Source organism: Maricaulis sp. D1M11 (genome assembly GCF_047308265.1).
In the GTDB taxonomy this organism is placed as follows: Bacteria; Pseudomonadota; Alphaproteobacteria; order Caulobacterales; family Maricaulaceae; genus Maricaulis.
Window position 1 is genome coordinate 134,394 of record NZ_JBKQWY010000010.1, and the last position, 21,060, is coordinate 155,453.

18 protein-coding genes and 1 tRNA gene are annotated in these 21,060 nt (G+C 61.0%); 6 read left to right on the top strand and 13 right to left on the bottom strand.

Annotation, left to right across the window (positions count from 1 at the left end):
• Positions 1–4: 4 nt before the first annotated feature.
• From addB to trxA, 3 genes are read left to right on the top strand one after another with little or no spacing between them, the layout of a single operon-like run.
• On the top strand, positions 5–3,043 hold the full coding sequence (addB, locus tag RMQ97_RS14225; RefSeq protein WP_413661561.1) for a double-strand break repair protein AddB: 3,039 nt from the start codon (positions 5–7) through the stop codon (positions 3,041–3,043).
• A complete protein-coding gene (addA, locus tag RMQ97_RS14230; protein ID WP_413661562.1) occupies positions 3,040–6,627 on the top strand; it encodes a double-strand break repair helicase AddA in 3,588 nt (1,195 codons plus the stop codon). Before addB ends, addA begins: the two co-directional genes overlap by 4 nt.
• A 22-nt stretch (positions 6,628–6,649) precedes the next feature.
• Complete coding sequence (trxA, locus tag RMQ97_RS14235; RefSeq protein ID WP_413661563.1) at positions 6,650–7,036, top strand: thioredoxin TrxA; 387 nt, start codon at positions 6,650–6,652, stop codon at positions 7,034–7,036.
• A gap of 62 nt (positions 7,037–7,098) precedes the next feature.
• Here the strand turns inward: trxA and RMQ97_RS14240 are convergent, their stop codons facing one another.
• The 7 genes from RMQ97_RS14240 to RMQ97_RS14270 form a co-directional block, all read right to left on the bottom strand.
• Positions 7,099–8,112, bottom strand: coding sequence for a S41 family peptidase (locus RMQ97_RS14240; RefSeq protein WP_413661564.1), 1,014 nt, complete (start codon positions 8,110–8,112; stop codon positions 7,099–7,101).
• Between the two features lie 81 nt (positions 8,113–8,193).
• Positions 8,194–9,543 carry a bifunctional folylpolyglutamate synthase/dihydrofolate synthase gene (locus RMQ97_RS14245; RefSeq protein ID WP_413661565.1) on the bottom strand — a complete coding sequence of 450 codons (1,350 nt, stop codon included), beginning with the start codon at positions 9,541–9,543 and terminating at the stop codon, positions 8,194–8,196.
• Entirely contained in the window at positions 9,515–10,429 is a 915-nt protein-coding gene (gene accD, locus RMQ97_RS14250; protein WP_413661566.1) for an acetyl-CoA carboxylase, carboxyltransferase subunit beta, read from the bottom strand. The genes RMQ97_RS14245 and accD overlap by 29 nt, the downstream gene beginning before the upstream one ends.
• Positions 10,430–10,470: 41 nt before the next feature.
• Positions 10,471–11,268, bottom strand: a complete 798-nt coding sequence (trpA, locus tag RMQ97_RS14255; RefSeq protein WP_413661567.1) for a tryptophan synthase subunit alpha — start codon at positions 11,266–11,268, stop codon at positions 10,471–10,473.
• Complete coding sequence (trpB, locus tag RMQ97_RS14260; protein ID WP_413661568.1) at positions 11,268–12,500, bottom strand: tryptophan synthase subunit beta; 1,233 nt, start codon at positions 12,498–12,500, stop codon at positions 11,268–11,270. The genes trpA and trpB overlap by 1 nt, the downstream gene beginning before the upstream one ends.
• 11 nt (positions 12,501–12,511) lie before the next feature.
• On the bottom strand, positions 12,512–13,150 hold the full coding sequence (locus tag RMQ97_RS14265) for a phosphoribosylanthranilate isomerase (protein WP_413661569.1): 639 nt from the start codon (positions 13,148–13,150) through the stop codon (positions 12,512–12,514).
• Entirely contained in the window at positions 13,143–14,111 is a 969-nt protein-coding gene (locus tag RMQ97_RS14270; RefSeq protein ID WP_413661570.1) for a LysR substrate-binding domain-containing protein, read from the bottom strand. Before RMQ97_RS14270 ends, RMQ97_RS14265 begins: the two co-directional genes overlap by 8 nt.
• Before the next feature lie 134 nt (positions 14,112–14,245).
• On the opposite strand from RMQ97_RS14270, the gene RMQ97_RS14275 reads away from it, so the two are divergent.
• Positions 14,246–14,398, top strand: coding sequence for a hypothetical protein (locus RMQ97_RS14275; RefSeq protein WP_413661571.1), 153 nt, complete (start codon positions 14,246–14,248; stop codon positions 14,396–14,398).
• A gap of 205 nt (positions 14,399–14,603) precedes the next feature.
• On the opposite strand, the gene RMQ97_RS14280 is transcribed toward RMQ97_RS14275, so the two are convergent.
• The 5 genes from RMQ97_RS14280 to aroA all read right to left on the bottom strand — a co-directional run bounded on the left by RMQ97_RS14280 (position 14,604) and on the right by aroA (position 19,734).
• Positions 14,604–15,293: a putative metalloprotease CJM1_0395 family protein gene (locus tag RMQ97_RS14280; RefSeq protein ID WP_413661572.1), complete on the bottom strand. Its 690-nt coding sequence runs from the start codon at positions 15,291–15,293 to the stop codon at positions 14,604–14,606.
• Between the two features lie 121 nt (positions 15,294–15,414).
• Positions 15,415–15,717 carry an integration host factor subunit beta gene (locus RMQ97_RS14285; RefSeq protein WP_413661573.1) on the bottom strand — a complete coding sequence of 101 codons (303 nt, stop codon included), beginning with the start codon at positions 15,715–15,717 and terminating at the stop codon, positions 15,415–15,417.
• Between the two features lie 142 nt (positions 15,718–15,859).
• Complete coding sequence (gene rpsA / locus RMQ97_RS14290; protein ID WP_413661574.1) at positions 15,860–17,560, bottom strand: 30S ribosomal protein S1; 1,701 nt, start codon at positions 17,558–17,560, stop codon at positions 15,860–15,862.
• Positions 17,561–17,767: 207 nt separating this feature from the next.
• Positions 17,768–18,394 (bottom strand): (d)CMP kinase, encoded by a 627-nt coding sequence (gene cmk / locus RMQ97_RS14295; protein WP_413661575.1) that lies wholly within the window; start codon positions 18,392–18,394, stop codon positions 17,768–17,770.
• Positions 18,391–19,734, bottom strand: coding sequence for a 3-phosphoshikimate 1-carboxyvinyltransferase (aroA, locus tag RMQ97_RS14300; RefSeq protein ID WP_413661576.1), 1,344 nt, complete (start codon positions 19,732–19,734; stop codon positions 18,391–18,393). Before aroA ends, cmk begins: the two co-directional genes overlap by 4 nt.
• A gap of 113 nt (positions 19,735–19,847) precedes the next feature.
• Between aroA and RMQ97_RS14305 the strand changes: the two genes are divergently transcribed.
• Both RMQ97_RS14305 and RMQ97_RS14310 read left to right on the top strand, forming a co-directional pair.
• Positions 19,848–20,273 carry a TIGR02300 family protein gene (locus RMQ97_RS14305; protein ID WP_413661577.1) on the top strand — a complete coding sequence of 142 codons (426 nt, stop codon included), beginning with the start codon at positions 19,848–19,850 and terminating at the stop codon, positions 20,271–20,273.
• Between the two features lie 123 nt (positions 20,274–20,396).
• Positions 20,397–20,472, top strand: a tRNA-Ala gene (locus tag RMQ97_RS14310).
• 115 nt (positions 20,473–20,587) lie between these two features.
• Here the strand turns inward: RMQ97_RS14310 and ptsN are convergent.
• Positions 20,588–21,052, bottom strand: a complete 465-nt coding sequence (gene ptsN / locus RMQ97_RS14315; RefSeq protein WP_413661578.1) for a PTS IIA-like nitrogen regulatory protein PtsN — start codon at positions 21,050–21,052, stop codon at positions 20,588–20,590.
• Between the last annotated feature and the right edge of the window lie 8 nt (positions 21,053–21,060).

Consider the following 21,060-nt stretch of genomic DNA (forward strand, 5'->3'; position numbering starts at 1 on the left):
CCGCGTGACCGGGGACAGCCTCTTCTCGGCCGGGACACCGCGCGTCTTCACCCTGCCACCGCAGGCTGACTTTCTGCGGACGGTCGCGACGACGTTGCGCGATCATTTCGAGGCCGAAAGCAATCCACAGGCCATTGCAAAAATTACACTTTTGACGCCGACACGGCGGGCCGCACGCGCCTTGGGCGATGCGTTTGCACGGGCAGCGGGCAATGGCGTTGCCGTCTTGCCGCTGATCCGTCCGCTGGGTGATATCGATGTCGACGACCCGCCCTTCGAACCTGGCGAGCTGGCTGGTCTTGTGCCTGAAGCCATATCGCCAGCCCGGCGACGGTTCGAACTGGCGCGACTGATCCTCGCCAAGGAAACCGCACTGGGGCGCACCATGGATCTGGCGGGCGCGCTCGCGCTGGCCGATCCGCTGGCCATGGCGCTGGATGATCTGGCGACCGAGCGCGCTGGGTCCCTGGCCGGCCTGGCTGACCGTCTCGCCGGAGAGCTTCCAGCTGATCGTCTGGAGACCGCCAGCTTTCTCGACATACTGGCCGAGGCTTGGCCAGCCCGTCTGGCGGAGCTTGATCGCATCGATCCGGCAGACAGGCGTAACAGGGTGCTGGATGCGCTTCGGGACAAGTGGGCCGAGAGTCCGCCGGACACGCCGGTGCTGGTTGTCGGCTCGACAGGATCGATCCCGGCGGCCCGTGAACTGATGCGTGACATTGCACACCTGGAACACGGCGCCGTCGTCTTGCCCGGCTTTGACTGGGACAGTGATGACCGCAGCTGGTCCCACATCGATGATGCCCACCCGCAATGGGCGATGCGCGCCTTTGTAGAGAGCCTGGGGCTGCACCGAAGCGAGATCAGGACCTGGCCCGGAGCCTCAGAGCCCGAGACAGCACGGGCACGGCGCCGCTTGATCGCCGAGGCCCTGCGCCCCGCCGAAGCCACCAGCGACTGGGTGCAACGCATTGCGGATATCGAAGCCGGCAATGAACCCGGTTTTCTGCCCAGCGGCACAACCGGCTTCTCACTCGTGGAGTGTCCGGACGAGATCAACGAGGCGCGTGTGTGTGCGCTTGCCCTGCGCGAAACGCTGGAAATTCCAGGCCGGACCGCCCTGCTTGTGACCGCTGACCGCCTCCTGGCAGACCGGGTTTCCGCGCAGATGTTGCGCTATGGCGTTATGGTCGACAATTCGGCCGGGACGGCTCTCAACCAGACCGATGTCGGTCAGTTCCTACTCCGCTTGCTGGATGTCATCAGCGCACCGGGCCAGGTGGTTCCCATCATGAGCCTTTGGAGTTCAGGCTTTTTTGCGGCGCGCTGCGAGCGTGGCCCGCTTCATAGTCTTCTGGGCAAGCTGGAAGCGGCCTGCCTGCGCGGACCTCGACCCGGACCGGATCTGGATGCGATTCTGGATCGGTTGGCCCAGTCGGATGATCTGCACGACACAGACCGCCCCATGCTGACCACGGCCCTCGCCACACTGGCGGAGGCAGCCGCCCTGCTCACAGACCAGCCCCGCAGCCTTGCCGACTGGACAACGGCCCATGCGCAGGCGGCAGAAGCTCTGGCCGGTGATCATGCGGTCGCCGGTGCGGTTCGCCTCTGGCATGGTAAAGCCGGAGAAGCGGCCTGTGGGCTGATGCGCGATATGATGACGGAAAGCGATGCGCTGGCGCCGGTCAATTTTGCGACCTATGCCGCCGCCTTCGCCGATCTCGCCCAATCGCGACGCGTGCCGCCCGAACGCGGCCTGCATCCACGCATCCAGATTCTTGGACCGCTCGAATCGCGCCTTCTCACAGCGGATCGTATTATTCTGGCGGGCCTGAACGAAGGCGTCTGGCCGGGCTCTATAGGCGCTGATCCCTGGTTGAGCCGCGGCATGCGCGACGCTCTGGGCCTGGCCATGCCGGAACAGCGGCAAGGTCTGGCGGCGCATGATTTTGCCCAACTGGCCGCCGGGTCCGATGTCCTGATCACCCGATCTGAAAAGCGTGGCGGATCACCGACCGTGGCGTCGCGCTGGATCTGGCGTCTGAAAACCCTGCTGCGTGGCACGTTGGGGGAGCAAGGCGCACAAGACGCGCTTAGACCCGATACGGACTATCTGTCGATCGCACGGGCGGTTGATCGCGCGCCAGACCATGTGCGACCGGCCCAACGCCCCGAACCCAAACCACCCCTCGCCCTGCGCCCGCGCACGCTCTCGGTGACCGAGATCCGCACCTGGATTCGCGATCCCTATTCCATCTATGCGAAACATGTTCTGGGACTGCGTCCGCTTGATCCGCCCGATATGGCCACCGGTCCGCGCGAGCGGGGCACAGCCCTGCATGCCGTTCTCGAGCGCTGCTACAAGGCCTGGGGAACACGCTGGCCGGAGGACGCTGCAGAACAATTGGCCACCGCGGGAATGGAGGCCTTGCGCGCGGCCGGGTTCGACAGCGCGGCCCTGGAAGTGGAAGCCCCGCGCCTGTCCCAGGCCATGACCTGGCTTGCCCGCTGGGAGGCTGCCCGTCGTGGGCGCAGTCTCCTGCCCGCAGCGATTGAGGCCAAAGGCGAAATGACGCTTCACGGTCCGGAAGGTCCGTTCACCCTGCGCGTCCAGACAGATCGCATCGATCGCCACGCAGACGGGCGATACGAAGTGCTCGATTACAAGACAGGCCGACCGCCCTCCACAAAAGAGGTGGCCGCCGGTTTCGATCCTCAGCTTCCTCTGACGGCAGCCGTGTTGGCGTCCGGTGGTTTTACCAGCCTGTCCGCCGGGCCCGCGGCTGAACTCCTTTATCTCAAACTGTCAGGCGGGCGGGATGGCGGTGAGGAAGCCCGCCTGAGCTCACGCACGCGCTCGGCAGAGGCCCTCACCGAGAGTGCACTGGACGATTTGCACAACTGGATCGCCCGTTTCGATACTGAAACGACAGGATATGCCTCCCAGCCCCGTTTGAAATACACCCATGATTACGGGCAGTACGACCTTCTGGCGCGGCGTGGGGAGTGGTCCAGCGCGGTGTCGGGGGAGGAGACATGAACCAGCCCGGTTTTGATCCGGTGATCGCGGCTTCGGCCTCGGCCGAACAATTACTCGCCGCCCAGCCCGATACCTGCGTATTTGTGGAAGCCAATGCCGGTTCGGGGAAAACCCGGGTGCTGGTCGACCGGGTCACGAATATCTTGCTGTCGGACATTCCGCCCGACCGCATTCTGTGCATCACCTACACCAAGGCCGCAGCAGCCGAAATGCAGACGCGTTTGTTCGACCGACTGGGCAAATGGTCCGTGGCGGGGGATGACGACCTCAAAGCCGATCTGGCCCGACTGGGACATGAGAGCGTCAATCTTGTCGATCTCGCCAATGCCCGCAAATTGTTTGCGCGAGCACTGGAGACTCCCGGCGGACTGAGGATCCAGACCATTCACGCCTTCTGCGAACGTGTGCTGCGATATTTTCCGCTGGAAGCCGGCGCACCACCAGGATTTGATACGCTCGATGATCTCGCTGCACGGGATCTGGCTGAGGCCTCCAAAAGGGCCGTACTGTCCACTCCGGATCGCGAGGCCCTTGCCGTTATGCTGGACCGGTCCGGCCCGGACAGTATCGATCAGGTGTTCAACTTTGCACGGTTCAACCGACAGGCCCTGGTGAGGTTGATCGAGCGCTCGGGCGGCCGCTCTGGCGCTGTTGAGCGACTGTATGCCCGCCTGGGTGTTGACCCGACGGACACTACAGCGCGTCTGCAAGCCGAGGCCTGGCAGGCCGCACCCAAAGACCGGCTGAAAGAGGCCGCCCGGCTGTTGGCGGACAGCAAGGGAGCCACGGACAAGAGCTTCGCCGCCACCTTGTTCGACGCCCTGAATGCCCAGACCGACCAACAGGCCTACACGCTCTACCGGTCTCTCTTCTACACCCAGAAAAACGAGCTCAAGGTTGATATCACGCCGGCGACCACAGCCCGCCATCATGACTGGATCGAGGCCCTGTTCGGCTCGGTCAAGCGACTGGGCTATGGCACCGAAACGCTCCGTATCCAAAGCACGGAGTTTCGCCTGAAAAACCTCGCCTGCGCCGAGGGTAGCCGGGCCGCCCTGAGCCTCGCTGCGGACTTTATCACTCACTATACAGAAGGCTTAGAGCTCCGACGGGCCCTTGATTTTGACGACCTGATCCATCTGGCAGGCGGGCTGCTCGCTCCGGACAATGCCTTTGCCGGCTGGGTCAGCTACAAGCTGGATTCCCGACTGGCCCACATTCTCGTCGATGAAGCCCAGGACACCGCTCCCGCCCAGTGGGATATGATCGCTGCGCTATCGGAAGAGTTTTTCTCCGGCGCGGGATCCGACCAGGCCTCCGGCGAACATGCCCGAACGGTGTTTGCGGTCGGCGACGAAAAACAATCCATCTACTCTTTCCAGGGAGCGGCACCGGATCGCTTTATCGCGGAGGGCGAGCGCCTCCAACGAAGGTCCGCGACGGCCGGGCTGAAATTCGAGACGCCCTCCCTGAATGTCTCCTTCCGATCGGCGTCAGACATTCTGGCCGCTGTGGATGAGGCCTTCGCCGACCTGGCCCAGACACCCGAGCCCTTGGCCCCAGAAGTGAAATTCCAGGCCCCGCCCTTCCTTCACTATTCCGGCCATGCCGCAGCCCGCCGCCATACGCCAGGTCGCGTCGAGTTCTGGCCGGCGGTGCCACGTCCGGAAAAGACCGAGGAAACCTCCATTCTTGACCCGGTCGACGCCCGCCAGGCCGGTTCATCGGTTGATGTCCTCGCCCGAACCGTCGCCGAACACGTTCGAACCATGATCGAGACCGGTCAGACCGTGTGGCATGAGACAGACGGCGGCGGGTTCGAGCAACGCCCTGTTGAACCGCGCGATATCGCGCTGCTCGTCTGGCGCCGCACAGGTGGATTTTTCGAAGAAGTCATCCGGCAACTCAAGATCCAGGGCCTGCCCGTGGCCGGTGCGGACCGGATGGTCCTGCGCGACCAGACCGCCGTACAGGACATTCTCTCCCTGCTGAAATTCGCCGTGACACCCAGTGATGATCTGGCCCTGGCCGAAGTGCTCAAATCACCTTTCTTCGATCCGGCGGACAGCGCATCCCCTTTGATCGATGATGATGTTCTGCTGGCGCTGACACAAACCCGTCAGAACACCCGGCGCGGCGGATTATGGGCGGCCCTCCTGCGAAGCGAGGATGGTCGTCTTTTGGAGGCCCGAGACGCCCTTGTCGACGTTCGCAACAGGGCCGATCGCATGCCTCACTATGCCCTGATCGCCGATTTTCTGAATGCGCGCACGCCAACGGGTGAGACCCGCTGGACGCGGATGTTTGCACGCCTGGGTGAAGAGGCTCGTGATCCGCTGGAAGAATGCCTGTCACGCGCGCTGGACTTTCAGAACCGCGATAGCGGCTCCCTCGCGCGTTTTATTGCGACGCTTGAGGCCGACGACACACAGATCAAGCGCGAGCAGGCGGGCGATCGCAATGAGATCCAGGTGATGACCGTGCATGGCGCCAAGGGTCTGGAATGGCCGGTGGTGATCCTGCCTGACACCACACGTTCACCGGGACGACGACGTGATCCGGGCTTTTTCCTGCACCCGGACGCCGGCTTTTTATGGTCTCCACGCAAGGCGGAGGATCCGCTTATCGTGTCGGACTGGCGCGAGACACTGGCCGCCCGGGAACGGGCTGAAAACGAGCGCTTGCTGTATGTCGCCCTCACTCGGGCACGCGATCACCTGATTGTCTGCGGATGGCGTCATGGGCTGGGAAGTCCGGGCAAGGTTGACGAAGACAGCTGGTATGCCCGACTGGAACGCCAATGGACCGATGAGACCTGGACGGATCTCCAAACACCGCTTCATGCCCTGTATGATGACCTCCCGGCGGGCAAGGTTCGGGGCCCGGATCGCGACCAGCAAATGCGCGGCGCCACCACCACCGCGACATCCACCGGCCTTCCCGACTGGGCCACGCAACACGCACCGCAAGAGGCTGGGCGCCTGGTCAATGTGAACCCATCCCGCGATTTTGGTGAAGCCGGCCTGTCCTCAGACGCCGTCAATTCACCTCTTTCGGATCCGGATGGATATCGTTTCCGCAGAGGTGATGTGATTCACAAATTGCTCGAAACACTGCCACCCCTGCCGGACTCCCGTCGGGCAGAGGCCGCCAAACGGTATCTGGACCGTCAAACGGATCTGGCCGAAACCCAGCGCTCGATTATTCTCGAAGAAACCCTGGGTATTCTCTCCCATCCCGACTTTGCCCCGCTCTTCGGCCCGGATAGCCAGGCGGAAGTTTCCCTGAGCGGACGCGCGCCCGGCTTGCGGGCGGGAGCAACAGTAAGGGGGCAGGTGGACCGTCTGGTGGTCACCGATCACAGCGTTTTGATCATTGATTATAAGACCAACCGACCTGCTGCCGCGACTGTCGAAGAGGTCTCCCCACTCTATATCGGTCAGATGGCGGCGTATCGCCAGTTATTGCGGGCCCTTTACCCCCACAAGACTGTAATCTGCTCTCTCTTGTGGACGGACACGGCTCAGCTTATGACACTGCCCGATGAGATTCTTGATCGCTCATTGAACCGGTCCACGCCTTGACGAGGACAGACCGGCTTCTTAGGTGAGCGGCCATCCCCAGAGTGCGGCTGTTGCCGCCTCGTCCCGAGATACAAGGAGCAACACCATGGCAACCAAAATGGTTAGCGATGAGTCCTTCGAAAGCGATGTTCTGAATGCCGATGGCCCGGTCCTGGTCGACTTCTGGGCCGAATGGTGTGGTCCGTGTAAACAGATCACTCCGGCGCTGGAAGAAATCGCTCAGGAAATGAACGGCAAGATCACCATTGCCAAGGTCAATATCGATGATCACCCGATGACACCGGGCAAATATGGCGTGCGTGGCATTCCGACCCTGATGATCTTCAAGGATGGTCAGGTCGCCGCCACCAAGATCGGCGCCATGGCAAAAGGCAAGATCAATGAGTGGATCGCCGAGACACTGGCCTAAGGGTTCTCGGACGAGATGAAAAGGGCCACCCATCGGGTGGCCCTTTTGCATTGAGGTAGGCTTTATTGCGCTAAGGCGTATTCGAGTGCCGCCTCTGGCTCCATTTCGATGTCCGGCGCTACGCCGTGGCCTTCAATCCGGCCATTGGCAATGGAGTAGTAATCCGCGATCGGCAGGGCGAGTTGGAAACCGCCCGGAATGTCGAAAATAGTCTGGGACAGCATCCGCCCGGGAGTGGATTCCCCAACAAGGGTCACCCGGTCTGATGCATCGAGCGCATCGGCGGCCATTTCCGCTGCACTTTGCGTACCCTGATCGATCAGAACAAACACTGGTCCAGAGAAATGGTCTTCCGTTTCGGGATGAAATCGGATGGGTGTGAGCATATTGTTGCGGGCCGAAGCCCAAAAAGCGCTCACCGACCAACCTGTCCAGGGCTCCAGATCTGCAATATCTGCCACTGTCGGTGCGCGGTCATAGGCGGCATTCCAAGGTTGGGATACGAACACACCGGCGTCCAGGGGCGTCTCGATTACGTGTTCGACCAAAGGTTTGACTGCGAAGGCACCCCCAGAATTGCCACGCAGATCAATGATCAGCTTGTCCGCTCCACGTGATGCGATTTGAGAGTAAGCGACCTCGATCTCCTCGATCGTGTCATTTCCCATCATCGTGTTGATGTCGAGAATTGCGGTGTCGCCCTCCCAGCTCAGCACGGCGCCTCCACCGCCGATCCTCATGCTGTCGATCTGTGCGATCATGGCCGCAACAGGAGCCCGGGCAATTGAGAGCTGAACATGGGAGAAGGGGCCATCGGCCCAGAGTGCGTTATAGGCTGCAAGGAAGTCTTCCGGCGTTTCTGCCGTACGCCCGAGATCGATTGTCGCGGTTTCGATGGCGCGATAGGCCGCGCTGTCGAGTTCAGCGGGATCATAGTGATGGGCCCGCATTCGCGCATTGATCGTCTCGGCCACGGTCTCAAGACTCACGGGCTCTGATGGCTCTGCGGTCTGGGCCAGGGCGGGAGATGACAGAGCGGTGAGACTGCATGTCAATGAAACAAGAAGGTTACGCATAAGATCTCCAAAGCTTGAGCGGACTGCTTCAACCCTCGGATGTCTGCCAGTACGGTTTTGGATGCTTACATCGCCGTAACATTAGCCGGGTGTTGATTGCGGCGGAAGATCACGGCCCAGCGCCAGAGCCTCCCCGGCCAGATACAGCGATCCGCCTATAAGAATGCGTGGCGCCGGACGAGTGCGGGCAGCGGTGCGCACGGCATGAAGCAGGCTGGACGCACATTCAACGGTGAAACCCTCTGCCATGCCCAGCTTGGCGGCATCACGCGGATCGATCGAACCGCCGCGACCGGATGTAAAGCCCACCGTGATCACATGCCGCGCCAACCCGGTGAAATGCCGGAACCAGCCCCGAACATCCTTATTGGGTGAAAATCCGCACACCAGGATTAAGGGACGTTCCTGCCGTTCGTCCATATCCGCAAAAGCATGCGACAAGGCCCGTGCCGCCGCTTCGTTGTGACCGCCATCCAGCCAGATCTCCGCACCGGTCTCACGAACTATCTCACCGATCGGCCCCGCAGTGATACTTTGCAGACGACCGGGCCAGCGCGCCTTGGCCAGACCGGTACTGACCGCCTCTTCCGGCCAGCCCAGCATTGCCCCGCACGCCGCCGCCACACCCCCATTGATAGTTTGATGCGGTCCTATCAACCCCGGAGAAGAGAGATCCCAGCACCGGGTCTCGTCCTGGTAGACCAACCGTCCGTGCTGGGGATAGGCGTCAAAATCGCTGCCATAGACCCACAGGGGCGCTCCAACCTTGCGCGCCTCGCCCGCAATCACCGTGCGAGCTTTCTCGTCCTGGGCCGATATTACGGCCGGGACACCGAATTTCAGGATGCCGGCCTTTTCTGCCGCGATCTTTTCGATCGTATCACCCAGGAAATCCTGATGGTCCAGGCTGACCGGTGTGATCACGCTCAGCGCAGGTTTGGCAATGACATTGGTCGCATCGAAACGACCTCCAAGCCCCACTTCCAGGATGAGACGGTCGGAGGGATGTTCGCTGAACAGTAGAAAGGCCGCTGCTGTGGTGATCTCGAAGAATGTGATCGGTTCACCAAAATTGGCTGCCTCGCACCGGGCGAAGGCTTCCATCAACACATCATCACTCACCGGCTCGCCGTAGAGGCGGATGCGCTCGTTGAAATCGACCAGATGAGGCGAAGTGTAGATATGAACCCGTTCACCGGCCGCCTTGGCCATTTCGGCCAGGAAGGCACACGTGGACCCTTTGCCATTTGTACCGGCCACATGAATGACTGGCGGCAAGACGTCCTGCGGTGAGCCCAGTGCCGTGAGAAGGCGCTGCAGGCGCCCCAGCGACAGATCTATTTTCTGCGGGTGCAGGCGCGCCAGGCGCTCCAGCGCATCATCCAGTGCCTGACGGCGGGCACTAATGGCCGCCTCCGTCTGTGGGCACATGGTCAATCGGCGGCGGTGCCAGCTCGTCGCGGACCGTGGCACTGGGGCGTTTGCTCATCACTCGCAACAGACGGCCCAGAGTGGCGGGCAGTTCACGACGATGCACAACCTTGTCCACCATGCCCTTCTCGAGCAGATATTCGGAGCGCTGGAAGCCTTCCGGCAGTTTTTCACGAATGGTCTGTTCGATGACCCGCGGTCCTGCAAAACCGATCAGGGCACCCGGTTCGGCAATGTGAACATCGCCCAGCATCGCATAAGACGCCGTCACGCCGCCCGTCGTCGGATCGGTCAGGACGACGATATACGGCAGCCCCGCCTCATTGAGCATGTCGATCGCCAGGGTCGTTCGCGGCATCTGCATCAGGGACAGGGCCCCTTCCTGCATTCGCGCGCCACCTGCCGCCGTGAAGACAACAAGCGGAAGCTTGCGCTCGTAAGCAGTCTCGGCAGCCTTGATGAAACCCTCTCCCGCCGCCATGCCCAGCGATCCGCCCATGAAGGCGAAATTCTGGACGAGCACGACCGTCTCCACACCCTGGATTTCCCCCACACCAATCGCCATGGCGTCATCACGCCCGGTTTTCTTGCGGGCAGCAGCCAGACGCGACACATAGGTCTTGTCGTCCTTGAATTTCAGCGGATCCCGGGGAACATCAGGCACATCGATCTCGGTGTAGTCCCCGTCAAACGTGAACTGGAACCGCCAGGCGGGTGCGATCCGCATATGGTGACCGGCCGGTGTGACGAACATGCCGGCTTCCAGATCCTTGTGAAACACCATCTCTTCAGAGATCGGACATTTAACCCAGAGATTCTCCGGCGTGTCCCGCTTGGAAAAGATCTTGGAAACCCCGGGAGGGGTGATTTTGGACAACCAGTTCATCGACGATTCCTGTCCTCAACTGTTGTGATCACTCACAACTGTTACGCCCGGCGAGCGCCATGAACGGCCGCCGCCAATTCCTTCACAAGACCGGTGGCCCCGTCTACTCCGCCCTCGGCCATCGCGTCCACGATCGCCGAACCGACAACCACCGCGTCCGCCCGCTGGGCAATCGTGGCGGCGTGTTCGGGCGTGCGTACGCCAAAACCGACAGCAACGGGCAAACCGGATGCCTTGCGGACCCGGTCCACAGCCTCACCGACTTCTGTGACAGCACCGGACCCGGCCCCTGTCACACCTGTCGTGGATACGTAATAAACGAAGCCAGAGGTATTTTCGACCACACGTCCCAGTCGGGCATCATCGGTTGTTGGTGTCGCTAGGCGGATCATGGAAATACTGTGCTCTGCCAAGAGGGTGCGTAGCTCGGAATCTTCTTCCGGCGGCAGATCCACACAGATCAGCCCGTCAATACCCGCCTTTGACGCTGCCTTGGCAAACACCGCCCATCCCATCGCGTGGATCGGATTAGCGTACCCCATCAGCACAATCGGTGTTTCCCGGTTGGATTTGCGGAACTCAGCGGCCTGGGCCAGCGTGCCCTTGAGAGTCATGCCTGCTTCGAGCGCGCGTAGGGCCGCCTTCTGGATGGATGCGCCGTCCGCCATCGGGTCCGTGAAGGGCATGCCCAGCTCGATGACATCAGCGCCCGCCCCCGGCAAGGCATTGAGCAGGGCCTGGCTGTCGCCATCACCCGCCATCATATAGGCGACGAATCCGGGGCGCCCGTATGCGTCGAGTTCATTGAAACGGGTGGTGAGGCGGTTGGTGATCGACATTACAACTCCACTCCCAACATCTCCGCGACCTGCGGGACGTCCTTGTCGCCGCGACCGCACATATTCATCAGGATCAGCCCGTCCTTGCCCAGCTCACCGGCCAGGTCGCGCACCCGTGCCAGGGCGTGCGCTGGCTCGAGCGCCGGGATAATGCCTTCCAACTGCGTGCACAGCTGGAACATTTCGAGCGCCTCCTTGTCGGTGGCGGAGACATATTCCGCGCGCTTGGCGTCGTGCAGGAAGGCGTGCTCCGGCCCGATCCCCGGATAGTCCAGACCCGCGGAGATAGAGTGGGCATCAATGATCTGACCGTCATCATCCTGCAGAAGATAGGTCTTGTTGCCATGCAGAATGCCCGGCTTGCCACCCTTGAGGCTGGCCGCATGCTCGCCGGTCTCGATCCCGTGCCCGGCGGCTTCGACACCGATCAGGCGCACGCTTTCGTCCTCAATGAAGGGGTGGAACAGTCCCATCGCATTGGAGCCGCCGCCAATACAGGCAACAGCCGCATCGGGGAGACGCCCCTCACGCTCGAGAAACTGTTCCCGGGCCTCCCGGCCAATGATGGACTGGAAATCGCGCACCATGGCCGGATAGGGATGCGGGCCGGCAACCGTACCAATCACGTAGAACGTATCGGTGACATTCGTCACCCAGTCGCGCAGCGCTTCATTCATCGCGTCCTTTAGCGTGCCCGTTCCCGAGGAAACCGGCACCACTTCCGCGCCCAGAAGTTTCATACGAAAGACGTTGGGCGCCTGTCGGGCAACATCGGTTGCTCCCATGAACACCGTGCATGGCAGACCAAAACGGGCGGCCACAGTTGCGGTCGCCACACCATGCTGGCCGGCACCGGTTTCCGCGATAATCCGCGTCTTACCCATGCGTTTGGCCAGCAGGACCTGCCCCAGGCAATTATTGACCTTGTGGCTGCCCGTATGATTGAGCTCGTCACGCTTGAACCAGATCTTGGCCCCGCCAAAATGCTCGGTCAGACGTTCCGCATAATACAGCGCCGACGGTTTTCCGACGTAATCGCGCAGGAATTCATCCATCTGCGCGCGGAAATTCACATCCCGCTTGGCATCTTCATAGGCCTGCTCCAGGTCGAGGATGAGCGGCATGAGGGTTTCAGCAACATAACGCCCACCAAAATCGCCAAATCGGCCTTTGGCATCCGGCCAGGCAGACAGCGCATTCGGTCGGGGGTCGACAGAGGCGGTATCGCTCATGGCTATCTCCTTCACGCGGATGATTGAAGGGCCTCGGAAAAGGCCTGGATAAGATGGGGGTCCTTCACGCCCGGTGTGGATTCAATGCCTGAGGACACATCCACACCGCCCGCTCCGGACGCGTTTACAGCGGCAAGGACATTGGTTCGGTCCAGCCCCCCAGACAAGAGCCAAGGCTGCGCCAGCTGCAGATTCTTCAGCAGTGCGTAATCATATCCCACGCCCCATCCTCCCGGACGATCCGCCCCCTTGGGCGGTTTGGCATCAAACAGGAACATGTCCGCGACACCGGCATAGGCATCAACCTCAGCCAGGTCCGACGCCTCTGCCACAGGCAAGGCCTTGATAATGCCACGTTGAGCATAGGCGCGGGCCTGGACCACGCGCTCGGGAGTTTCTGACCCGTGCAGCTGAATCCAGTCCGGACGCATGGCATCGCGCAGGCGTGCCAGAAGGTCATCATCCGGATTGACGGTCACGGCGACGGTCTGTGTGCCGGTGGCCAGATGCGCCAATTCCCCTGCGAGGCTGGGTGAAACATGACGCGGGCTTTTCTCGAACACGACATAGCCCGTATAGCGCGCACCGGCCTGGCGTGCCGCCTGGACATCCTGGCCCGTTTTCAGTCCGCAGAACTTGATATCAGTCATGGGGGGGAGTTAGCGCCTTACCCGCCTGAGGAAAAGCCGGTTCTGTCCGATTGAGACAGAAAGCCATGGGCTGGAACAGCATCCACCGGATGAATGCCTGGATCTTAGGCTCTTTTTGCCGCGCTGGGTCGAACACCATGTAGTGACTGTGCGTATGAGGACTTTCATGTTTGAAGGGCTGCACCAGCACGCCCGACGCGATCTGCTCGGCGAAATAGATCGGGGTCACCATTGTCGCTGCATCACCTGATGCGATCGCAGCCGACACTTCCATGGTCTGCGTCTCCAGTTCCAGGTGAGGCCGGGACGGCAGAAGAGACGGATCCACGCCTTGCTCACGGAACCACTCACGCCACCACAGCATGGGACCGAACAGGCGCAGCTGAAGCAGATCTTCAGCCCGGTTGAAGGGACCGTAACGCTCCATGGCCGCCGCCGGAACCAGGGGCGCCGTCTTGTCCTCGAACAGGTGGCGGGCTTCCAGCCCCTCCCAGTTTCCATAACCCGAGCGCAGGCCGATATCCGCCTCACCCGCCTTGATATCCTTCATCTCATCACTGGTATCGATCCGGACTGCCAGATCTGGATGTTCCAGCTGAAAGGCCCCGATGCGCGGCACGAGCCAGTTATTGCAGAAAGTGGGCAGAGCCGTGATGTGGAGAATACTGTCCCGTTCCGCCCGGACATCCTCGAACGTACGCTCCAGGAGACGAAAGGCCTCACTGGTTCCACTGGCCAACCGGTGTCCGCGTGGGGTGAGTTCAACATGGCGGGCCTTGCGCTCGAAAAGCTTAAACCCAAGCCGGTCTTCCAGGATCTTGATCTGATAGCTGACCGCGGCCTGGGTCATGCCCAGAGCTTCGCCCGTCCGGGTGAAATTCCCGAACCGTGCCGCCGCTTCAAAGACGCGGATCGCCTGGATCGGCGGCAGTCGGTTAGATCTGGACTCGCTCAACCCCATAAACCCATCCCTCGCCCTCTCAGCCAAACCCATAAAATTTACTTATGCCAGACCCTCGATATTGCGTTGGTCAGGGTGCAATCGGGTCGATTATACCCGTCTCATCTTATGACGAAAGAGAGAGGAGCGACGTCATGAAAGTGTTTGAACTGATGTATGAGCGCCAGCACCCGCCCATTCCTGATGCGGGTCAAATCCACTGGTTGCGCGCTGGCGGCCTGTGGGGGTGGCTGGCTCGCCTGTTCCACCGAAACGGTGATCACGCCGACTATATGCGCAAATTCTGACGCGCATCTCATGTTTCAGGCGCGTGGATGCCGATCGCCCGCCTGATCCTGATCCGGTGGTTTTCGGGCGGTCCCGACACACCCGACTGGTTCTTCCCGTCCACGGCCTGAAATCCTCACACAGCGTGGGCATCTTCACAGGGAAGAAACAGGGTCAGCGTGCCGTTTCACTCTCCGAACGGCTGACAGGACCACCGGATCAGATTTACGCCGCAATGCTAGCGGCCAGCTCTGTAATGGCCTGATACGCCCGGGACCCGTCGGGATTCACGGTTGAGCGCGCCTCTTCCGGCTCCTCACCACGCATCTCAGCCAGCTGCTGATTCAGCGAAGGACGAAGCTTGTTCTCCTTGCCCGCTTCGCGGTCATTGGGATCAGTCTCGTCTGACTGCTGCGCCAACTCGGCTCTCGCCTGAGCCATTTTGGCATCGGCCATCGCCGCGACCTTGCGGTCCTGTGCTGACGGTTCAGCCGGGGCCAGTGCCGCGGCTTTGACGATACGCATCTTTTCAATTGTCGCCGCGGGATCACCTTCAATGGGGCTGGCATCGATGGGCACCTCTCCACCCACCGCATAACGCTTTCCATCCGGGCCCTGCTGGAACTCATAGCTGATACCGCCCGCGTATTGACCACCGACAGCCTTGTGTGCCTGTTCATGGGCCCGCACCTCCCGGTCACGGGCTTTGAGCTTTTCGACTTGGCGCTGCTCCTCCTCGGTGAGCTGATTGGCTCCCTGAGCCTTGTTGACGCTCTTGCTGTCGCAACCGGGACAGCTGGACGACCCGCAGCTGGAACAGCCGGAACCGGACACACGAGTCTGCCCTCCCTCCGGCTCAGCCGGACGGACAACTGCCGCTGACGGTGCAGGAGCCGTCGCGGTGATGGGTGACATATGAATGCCCGACATCATGCTTCCAACAGGCCTCAGTCCTTGGCCCGGCTCAAGTGTCGGTAATGGAGTTTAACCAGAGCTGAAGCCCGCCACTCAAATGTCGGACATTCGATAGAAGCGACTAGACTTCCTCGACCTCTTCGCGTGAGGCATCCACCTTTTCACGCAATTCCTTGCCGGTCTTGAAGAAGGGCACATGCTTCTCTTTGACGGAAACGCTTTCGCCGGTGCGCGGATTGCGACCGGTACGCGCAGGACGGTGACGGACGGAAAACGCGCCAAACCCACGCAACTCAACCCGTTCTCCACGAGCCAGGGCGTCAGTGATACCGTCCAAGATAGCGTTCACAACACGCTCCACATCGCGGTGATAGAGATGCGGATTGGCTTCAGCCAGCTTGTCGATCAGCTCGGATTTAATCATGCCTGCTCTCCCCGGTCCTGTGACGAAATTTTTGCCGTCTCACTGCAGCTACGTCAATGAGCACAAACAAAAAAATTGGCCGGAGCGCGTTTCGCTCCGGCCAATCGCACCGGCTTAAGGCCAGATTGCTTCAAAACGACGCTTAGTTTTCGTCGCCGTCATTTTCACGCAGGGCCGCACCCAGGATGTCACCCAGGGACGCACCGGCGTCAGAGGAACCGTACTGTTCCACAGCTTCGCGCTCTTCGGAGATCTCCAGGGCCTTGATGGACAGGGAGACACGACGGGAGGCCTTGTCGACATTGGTGATGCGAGCATCAACCTTGTCGCCGACAGCAAACCGCTCCGGACGCTGCTCAGCGCGGTCACGGGACAGGTCGGACTTGCGGATGAAGGACTTGACGCTTTCATCATCACCGAAGGCCACTTCGATGCCGCCCGAGGTAATTTCCGTCACCGTACAGGTCACGGTATCGCCACGGTTGACGCCGGAGCTGTCCATCGGATCGCCCGCCATCTGCTTGATACCGAGAGAGACACGCTCTTTCTCGATATCCACATCGAGGACCTTGGCAGACACCATGTCGCCCTTCTTGAAATCGGCAATGGCTTCTTCGCCAGAACGATCCCAGGAAATATCGGACAGGTGAACCATGCCGTCGATCTCGCCTTCCAGACCGATGAACAGACCGAATTCGGTGATGTTCTTGACTTCCCCTTCGATGGAGGAGCCGGACGGATGGGTTTCGGCGAACACTTCCCACGGATTGCGTTGCGTCTGCTTCACACCCAGGGAGATGCGGCGCTTGTCGGCGTCGACATCCAGGACCATGACCTGAACTTCCTGGGAGGTGGAGAGGATTTTGCCCGGATGGACGTTTTTCTTCGTCCAGGACATTTCAGACACGTGGACCAGGCCTTCAACGCCCTGCTCCAGCTCCACGAAGGCACCGTATTCGGCGATATTGGTGACACGGCCCTCGAAGGTCGCACCCACCGGGTATTTCGCGGCAACGCCTTCCCACGGGTCAGACATGAGTTGCTTCATGCCCAGAGAGATGCGCTGGGTGTCCTTGTTGATCTTGATGATCTGGACTTTGACAGCCTGGCCAACTTCGACCACCTCGGACGGGTGACCGACACGGCTCCAGGACATGTCAGTGACGTGCAGCAGGCCGTCAATGCCGCCGAGATCGACGAACGCACCATAATCGGTGATGTTCTTGACGACGCCTTCGCGCGTTTCACCCTCAGCCAGCTGACCGACGAGCTCAGCACGCTGTTCGGCACGGCTCTCTTCGAGAACGGCACGACGGGACACGACGATATTGCCGCGCGGACGGTCCATTTTCAGGATGGCGAACGGCTGTTCCTGGTTCATCAGCGGGCCAACATCGCGCACCGGACGGATATCCACCTGGGAACCCGGCAGGAAGGCAGAGGCGCCACCCAGATCGACGGTGAAACCGCCTTTGACACGGCCGACAATGGCACCATTGACCGGCTCTTTTTTCTCGAAGGACTTCTCGAGGCGATCCCAACTCTCTTCGCGGCGCGCTTTGTCGCGCGACAGGACGGCATCACCGAGCGCGTTTTCGATACGCTCCAGGAAGACTTCAACTTCGTCACCGACAGACGGGGCTTCAGAACCGGGACCGGTGAATTCGCGCAGCGGGACACGGCCTTCCGTTTTCAGGCCGACGTCCACGACCACGAAATCATTCTCTACGGCGGTCACGGTGCCTTTGACGACCTGACCTTCGAGAAGGTCACGGCCCGCCAGGCTGGCTTCCAGCATGGCGGCAAAATCATCAGTCGTCGGGGTGAAGGTTTGATCAGACATCAGAAGGATTGAACTCCAGATGATGACAGGGCCGCCGTCTTGTCCGGCATCCCGCGGGGCGGGTCTATGAATATCGCTCTGTCATCGGCCGCCCGAAGGCGACAGGGTTAGAAATGAAACACAGGAGCAAACCACCGCGCTTGCCGGTTTTCCCACGGCAAACACGTCAGCTCACTCAGGCTTAAGGCTGAAGCGGCCATCACATGGTCACGCCGGACGGCGGTTTTCCACAATTTCGATCGCAGCTGCAACGGCCGCGTCTATACTCAAGGATGACGTATCAAGCAAGACCGCGTCGTCTGCCGGCCGCATCGGACTGTCGGCTCTTTGCGTGTCGCGGGCATCCCGTTCGAGCGTCTGGGCCAGCATGTCCTCGAAGGAAATCGTCTGGCCCTTGGCCTCGAGTTCCTTCCAGCGACGGCGCGCACGGATTTCCGCATCCGCTGTCACATAGATTTTCACCGGGGCATCGGGACAGATCACGGTTCCAATATCCCGACCATCCAGCACGGCCCCGCCCGGGCGGGACGCGAAGGCCCTTTGCAATTCCAGAAGCGCCTGGCGCACACGAGGCTGGGCCGCCACCTTGGACGCAATCAAGCCTGCCTCCGCCGTGCGGATCCGGGTTTCATCAATAGCATCCAGATCGAGTGAACGCGCGGCGGCTTCCGCTGCATCCTCGTCCAGAGGATCCGCTCCGGCATCCATAACCGCGACACCGGTCGCGCGATACAAGGACCCCGTGTCCAGATGCGCGATGCCATAATGCTGGGCCAGCGCCTTGGCGATCGTACCCTTGCCTGAGGCCAAAGGGCCGTCGACTGCGATAATCATATTCCCCCCTCCATAGGAGCACCCAGCGCCAGCATGTGGGCGAAGAAATCAGGATAGCTTGTCGCGATCATGACAGTTTCGTCGACCGTCACGGGATTTTGCGCGGCCAGGCCCAAAACCAGACCGGACATGGCCAGACGGTGATCATGCCGGGTCTCGACCACACCGCCGCCGGGAACCCCGCCCACGCCCAGCCCCTTGACGATCAAACCATCATCCAGGAGTTCGAAACGGGCACTGTTGGCAGCGAGAAGATCCGCGGATCCGGCCAGGCGGTCGCTTTCCTTCGCGCGCAATTCCTCAAGCCCCATCATGCGGGTCTCGCCCTCAGCCGATGCTGCGGCGACAGACAGGACAGGATATTCATCGATCATGGACGGCGCGCGCTCGGGCGGCACCTCGACACCGTGAAGCGTGCTGAAACGCGCCTCGATATGGCGCGTCCGCTCACCCGCCATCACGGGACCGGGTTCGAACCGCAGATCCGCGCCCATCTCCAGCAGTGTCGTGTACAGCCCGATACGGGCCTCATTATCCATCACGTTCTCGATCCGGATGGAGGATCCCGGCACGGTCAGCGCCGCAACAAGCGCGAAGGCCGCCGATGACGGATCACCCGGCACATCCACCGTCTGCCCGGTCAGGATTTGAGGCCCCTTGAGCGTGGCAATCAGCCCGCCATTTTCGCGCTGAACATCGATCTCCCCACCAAAGGCGGTCAGCATGGTTTCCGTATGATCCCGGGTCGCACGCGCTTCTTCCACGCGCGTTATCCCGTTTGCGCCAAGACCGGCGAGCAGAATGGCAGATTTCACCTGCGCCGATGCAATGGGCGGCGCATAAGTGATACCTGTCAGGGCGGAGGCCCGGTTTTTCGCGGGCAGGCAGCCATCACGGGTCTCGAAATTCGCACCCATTTGCGAGAGCGGCCGGGTCACCCGCGCCATCGGCCGCACCGACAGGCTTTCATCACCGACGAATTCGGCATCCACACCCGCGCCGGCCACAACACCCATCAAAAGGCGCACACCCGTGCCGGAATTCCCGCAATCAAGCGGCTGATCGGGAGCGTTCAATTCTCCGGCCCGACCTTGCACAATCCACTGCCCCTCACCGGTCCGCTCGACCTGTGCCCCAAGGGCAGCCATGGCCTTTCCGGTGTTGAGAACGTCCTCGCTCTCGAGAAGACCGGAGATGCGCGTTTCACCGCGTGCAAGCCCGCCGAGAATCAGCGAACGATGAGAAATGGATTTGTCACCGGGTGCGCGGAAGCGTCCGCTTAATTCGGTGGCAGGTCTGGCGCGCACCGCGCCGGAGAGGAGTGCTGAAGCTTGGGTCATGGACATTTTCATGAAGAATGAGAGAAGTCACGGCTATCAGGTTTTGACAGCGCGCGTTGATCGTGGCAACCGATCCGGCCAAAATACACATCACGTCATGCAGGACACTCCCCATGGCCAAAGCCGACCTTGGAACCAAACAAGTCTGCCCTAATTGTGCAGCAAAATTCTATGACCTGGGCCGTCGCCCGGCACAGTGCCCCAAATGTGAGCACACTTTTGACCCGGAAACCGATGATCCGCGTCTGAAATCCTCTGCCAAGGCTGAAGAGCCTGCCGAGGATCAGACACAAGAGGATCAGGATGGTTACGGCGAAGAGGCCGAGCAGACCAAGGAAATTGACCTTGAAAACACCTCGATTCCGGCCGATGCCGGATCGGATGATGAGTCCGATGATGATCTGGGTGACGATCTCGAGGATGGATTCACTGAAGAATCCACCGAAGGAGAAGACGATACGAGCCTCCTCATCGACGATGAGGAAGAGGAGGATTTCGGCGACATCTCGATCGACAAGGGTGAGGAAGACCTCGCCTAGCCAGCCAACTGCAGTTCGTATGCAGGCGGCGGCAATTGCGGGCTTGATCCCGGATAATTCCGGGACTAGGTTCCGCGCCTCTCGACGCCCCATTTATTCCCAAGGGGTGGCGACCCGAGTTTCGGGGCTATAGCTCAGTTGGGAGAGCGCTTGAATGGCATTCAAGAGGTCAGCGGTTCGATTCCGCTTAGCTCCACCATGACAAACCCCGCGGCGATGCTGCGGGGTTTTTCTTTTCCCACGCTGGATACCGGTCAAGAAAAAGCCCCGTGCTGAGCTCGGGGCTTCCTGTTTGGGATGGGCTGACGGTGTCGTCAGGCCGCGTCGCTTTGCGGCTCGCCGGCAAGGATGACGTGGATCGCATCCCCGTCCGGAGCAGCTCTGAGGCGCTGTCGCACGTCTTCACGCCGCATCAAGCGCGAGACCCGTGCCAAGGCCTTGAGATGCTCTGCTCCGGAATTCTCCGGCGCCAGCAACATGAAGATCAGATCAGCGGGACGACCATCGATGGATTCGAAATCCACCGGGCTGCGCAGACGCGCAAACAGACCCGTCACTTTCGTCAGCCCCGGAATACGGGCATGAGGAATAGCCACGCCTTCACCCACCCCTGTCGAGCCCAGACGCTCGCGCTGAAGCACACCGTCAAAGATCGGGCGTGCATCCAGTCCGGTCGCATCTGCAGCCAGATCAGAGAGAGATTGAAGGACTTGCTTTCGGCTGGACGCTCCCAGGTCAGTGAGAATGCTGCCGTCTGCAAGAATGTCTGATAACGCCATCTGTCCGC

Bases quoted from the DNA above. Each gene is read 5' to 3' on its own strand.
- RMQ97_RS14245 (WP_413661565.1), bottom strand. From the start codon at position 9,543: ATGTGCCCACAGACGGAGGCGGCCATTAGTGCCCGCCGTCAGGCACTG.
- trpB (WP_413661568.1), bottom strand. From the start codon at position 12,500: ATGAGCGATACCGCCTCTGTCGACCCCCGACCGAATGCGCTGTCTGCC.
- rpsA (WP_413661574.1), bottom strand. From the start codon at position 17,560: ATGTCTGATCAAACCTTCACCCCGACGACTGATGATTTTGCCGCCATG.
- addA (WP_413661562.1), top strand. From the start codon at position 3,040: ATGAACCAGCCCGGTTTTGATCCGGTGATCGCGGCTTCGGCCTCGGCC.
- RMQ97_RS14265 (WP_413661569.1), bottom strand. From the start codon at position 13,150: ATGACTGATATCAAGTTCTGCGGACTGAAAACGGGCCAGGATGTCCAG.
- RMQ97_RS14240 (WP_413661564.1), bottom strand. From the start codon at position 8,112: ATGCGTAACCTTCTTGTTTCATTGACATGCAGTCTCACCGCTCTGTCA.
- RMQ97_RS14280 (WP_413661572.1), bottom strand. From the start codon at position 15,293: ATGTCACCCATCACCGCGACGGCTCCTGCACCGTCAGCGGCAGTTGTC.
- cmk (WP_413661575.1), bottom strand. From the start codon at position 18,394: ATGATTATCGCAGTCGACGGCCCTTTGGCCTCAGGCAAGGGTACGATC.
- aroA (WP_413661576.1), bottom strand. From the start codon at position 19,734: ATGACCCAAGCTTCAGCACTCCTCTCCGGCGCGGTGCGCGCCAGACCT.
- RMQ97_RS14270 (WP_413661570.1), bottom strand. From the start codon at position 14,111: ATGGGGTTGAGCGAGTCCAGATCTAACCGACTGCCGCCGATCCAGGCG.
- RMQ97_RS14305 (WP_413661577.1), top strand. From the start codon at position 19,848: ATGGCCAAAGCCGACCTTGGAACCAAACAAGTCTGCCCTAATTGTGCA.
- RMQ97_RS14275 (WP_413661571.1), top strand. From the start codon at position 14,246: ATGAAAGTGTTTGAACTGATGTATGAGCGCCAGCACCCGCCCATTCCT.
- ptsN (WP_413661578.1), bottom strand. From the start codon at position 21,052: ATGGCGTTATCAGACATTCTTGCAGACGGCAGCATTCTCACTGACCTG.
- trpA (WP_413661567.1), bottom strand. From the start codon at position 11,268: ATGTCGATCACCAACCGCCTCACCACCCGTTTCAATGAACTCGACGCA.
- accD (WP_413661566.1), bottom strand. From the start codon at position 10,429: ATGAACTGGTTGTCCAAAATCACCCCTCCCGGGGTTTCCAAGATCTTT.
- RMQ97_RS14285 (WP_413661573.1), bottom strand. From the start codon at position 15,717: ATGATTAAATCCGAGCTGATCGACAAGCTGGCTGAAGCCAATCCGCAT.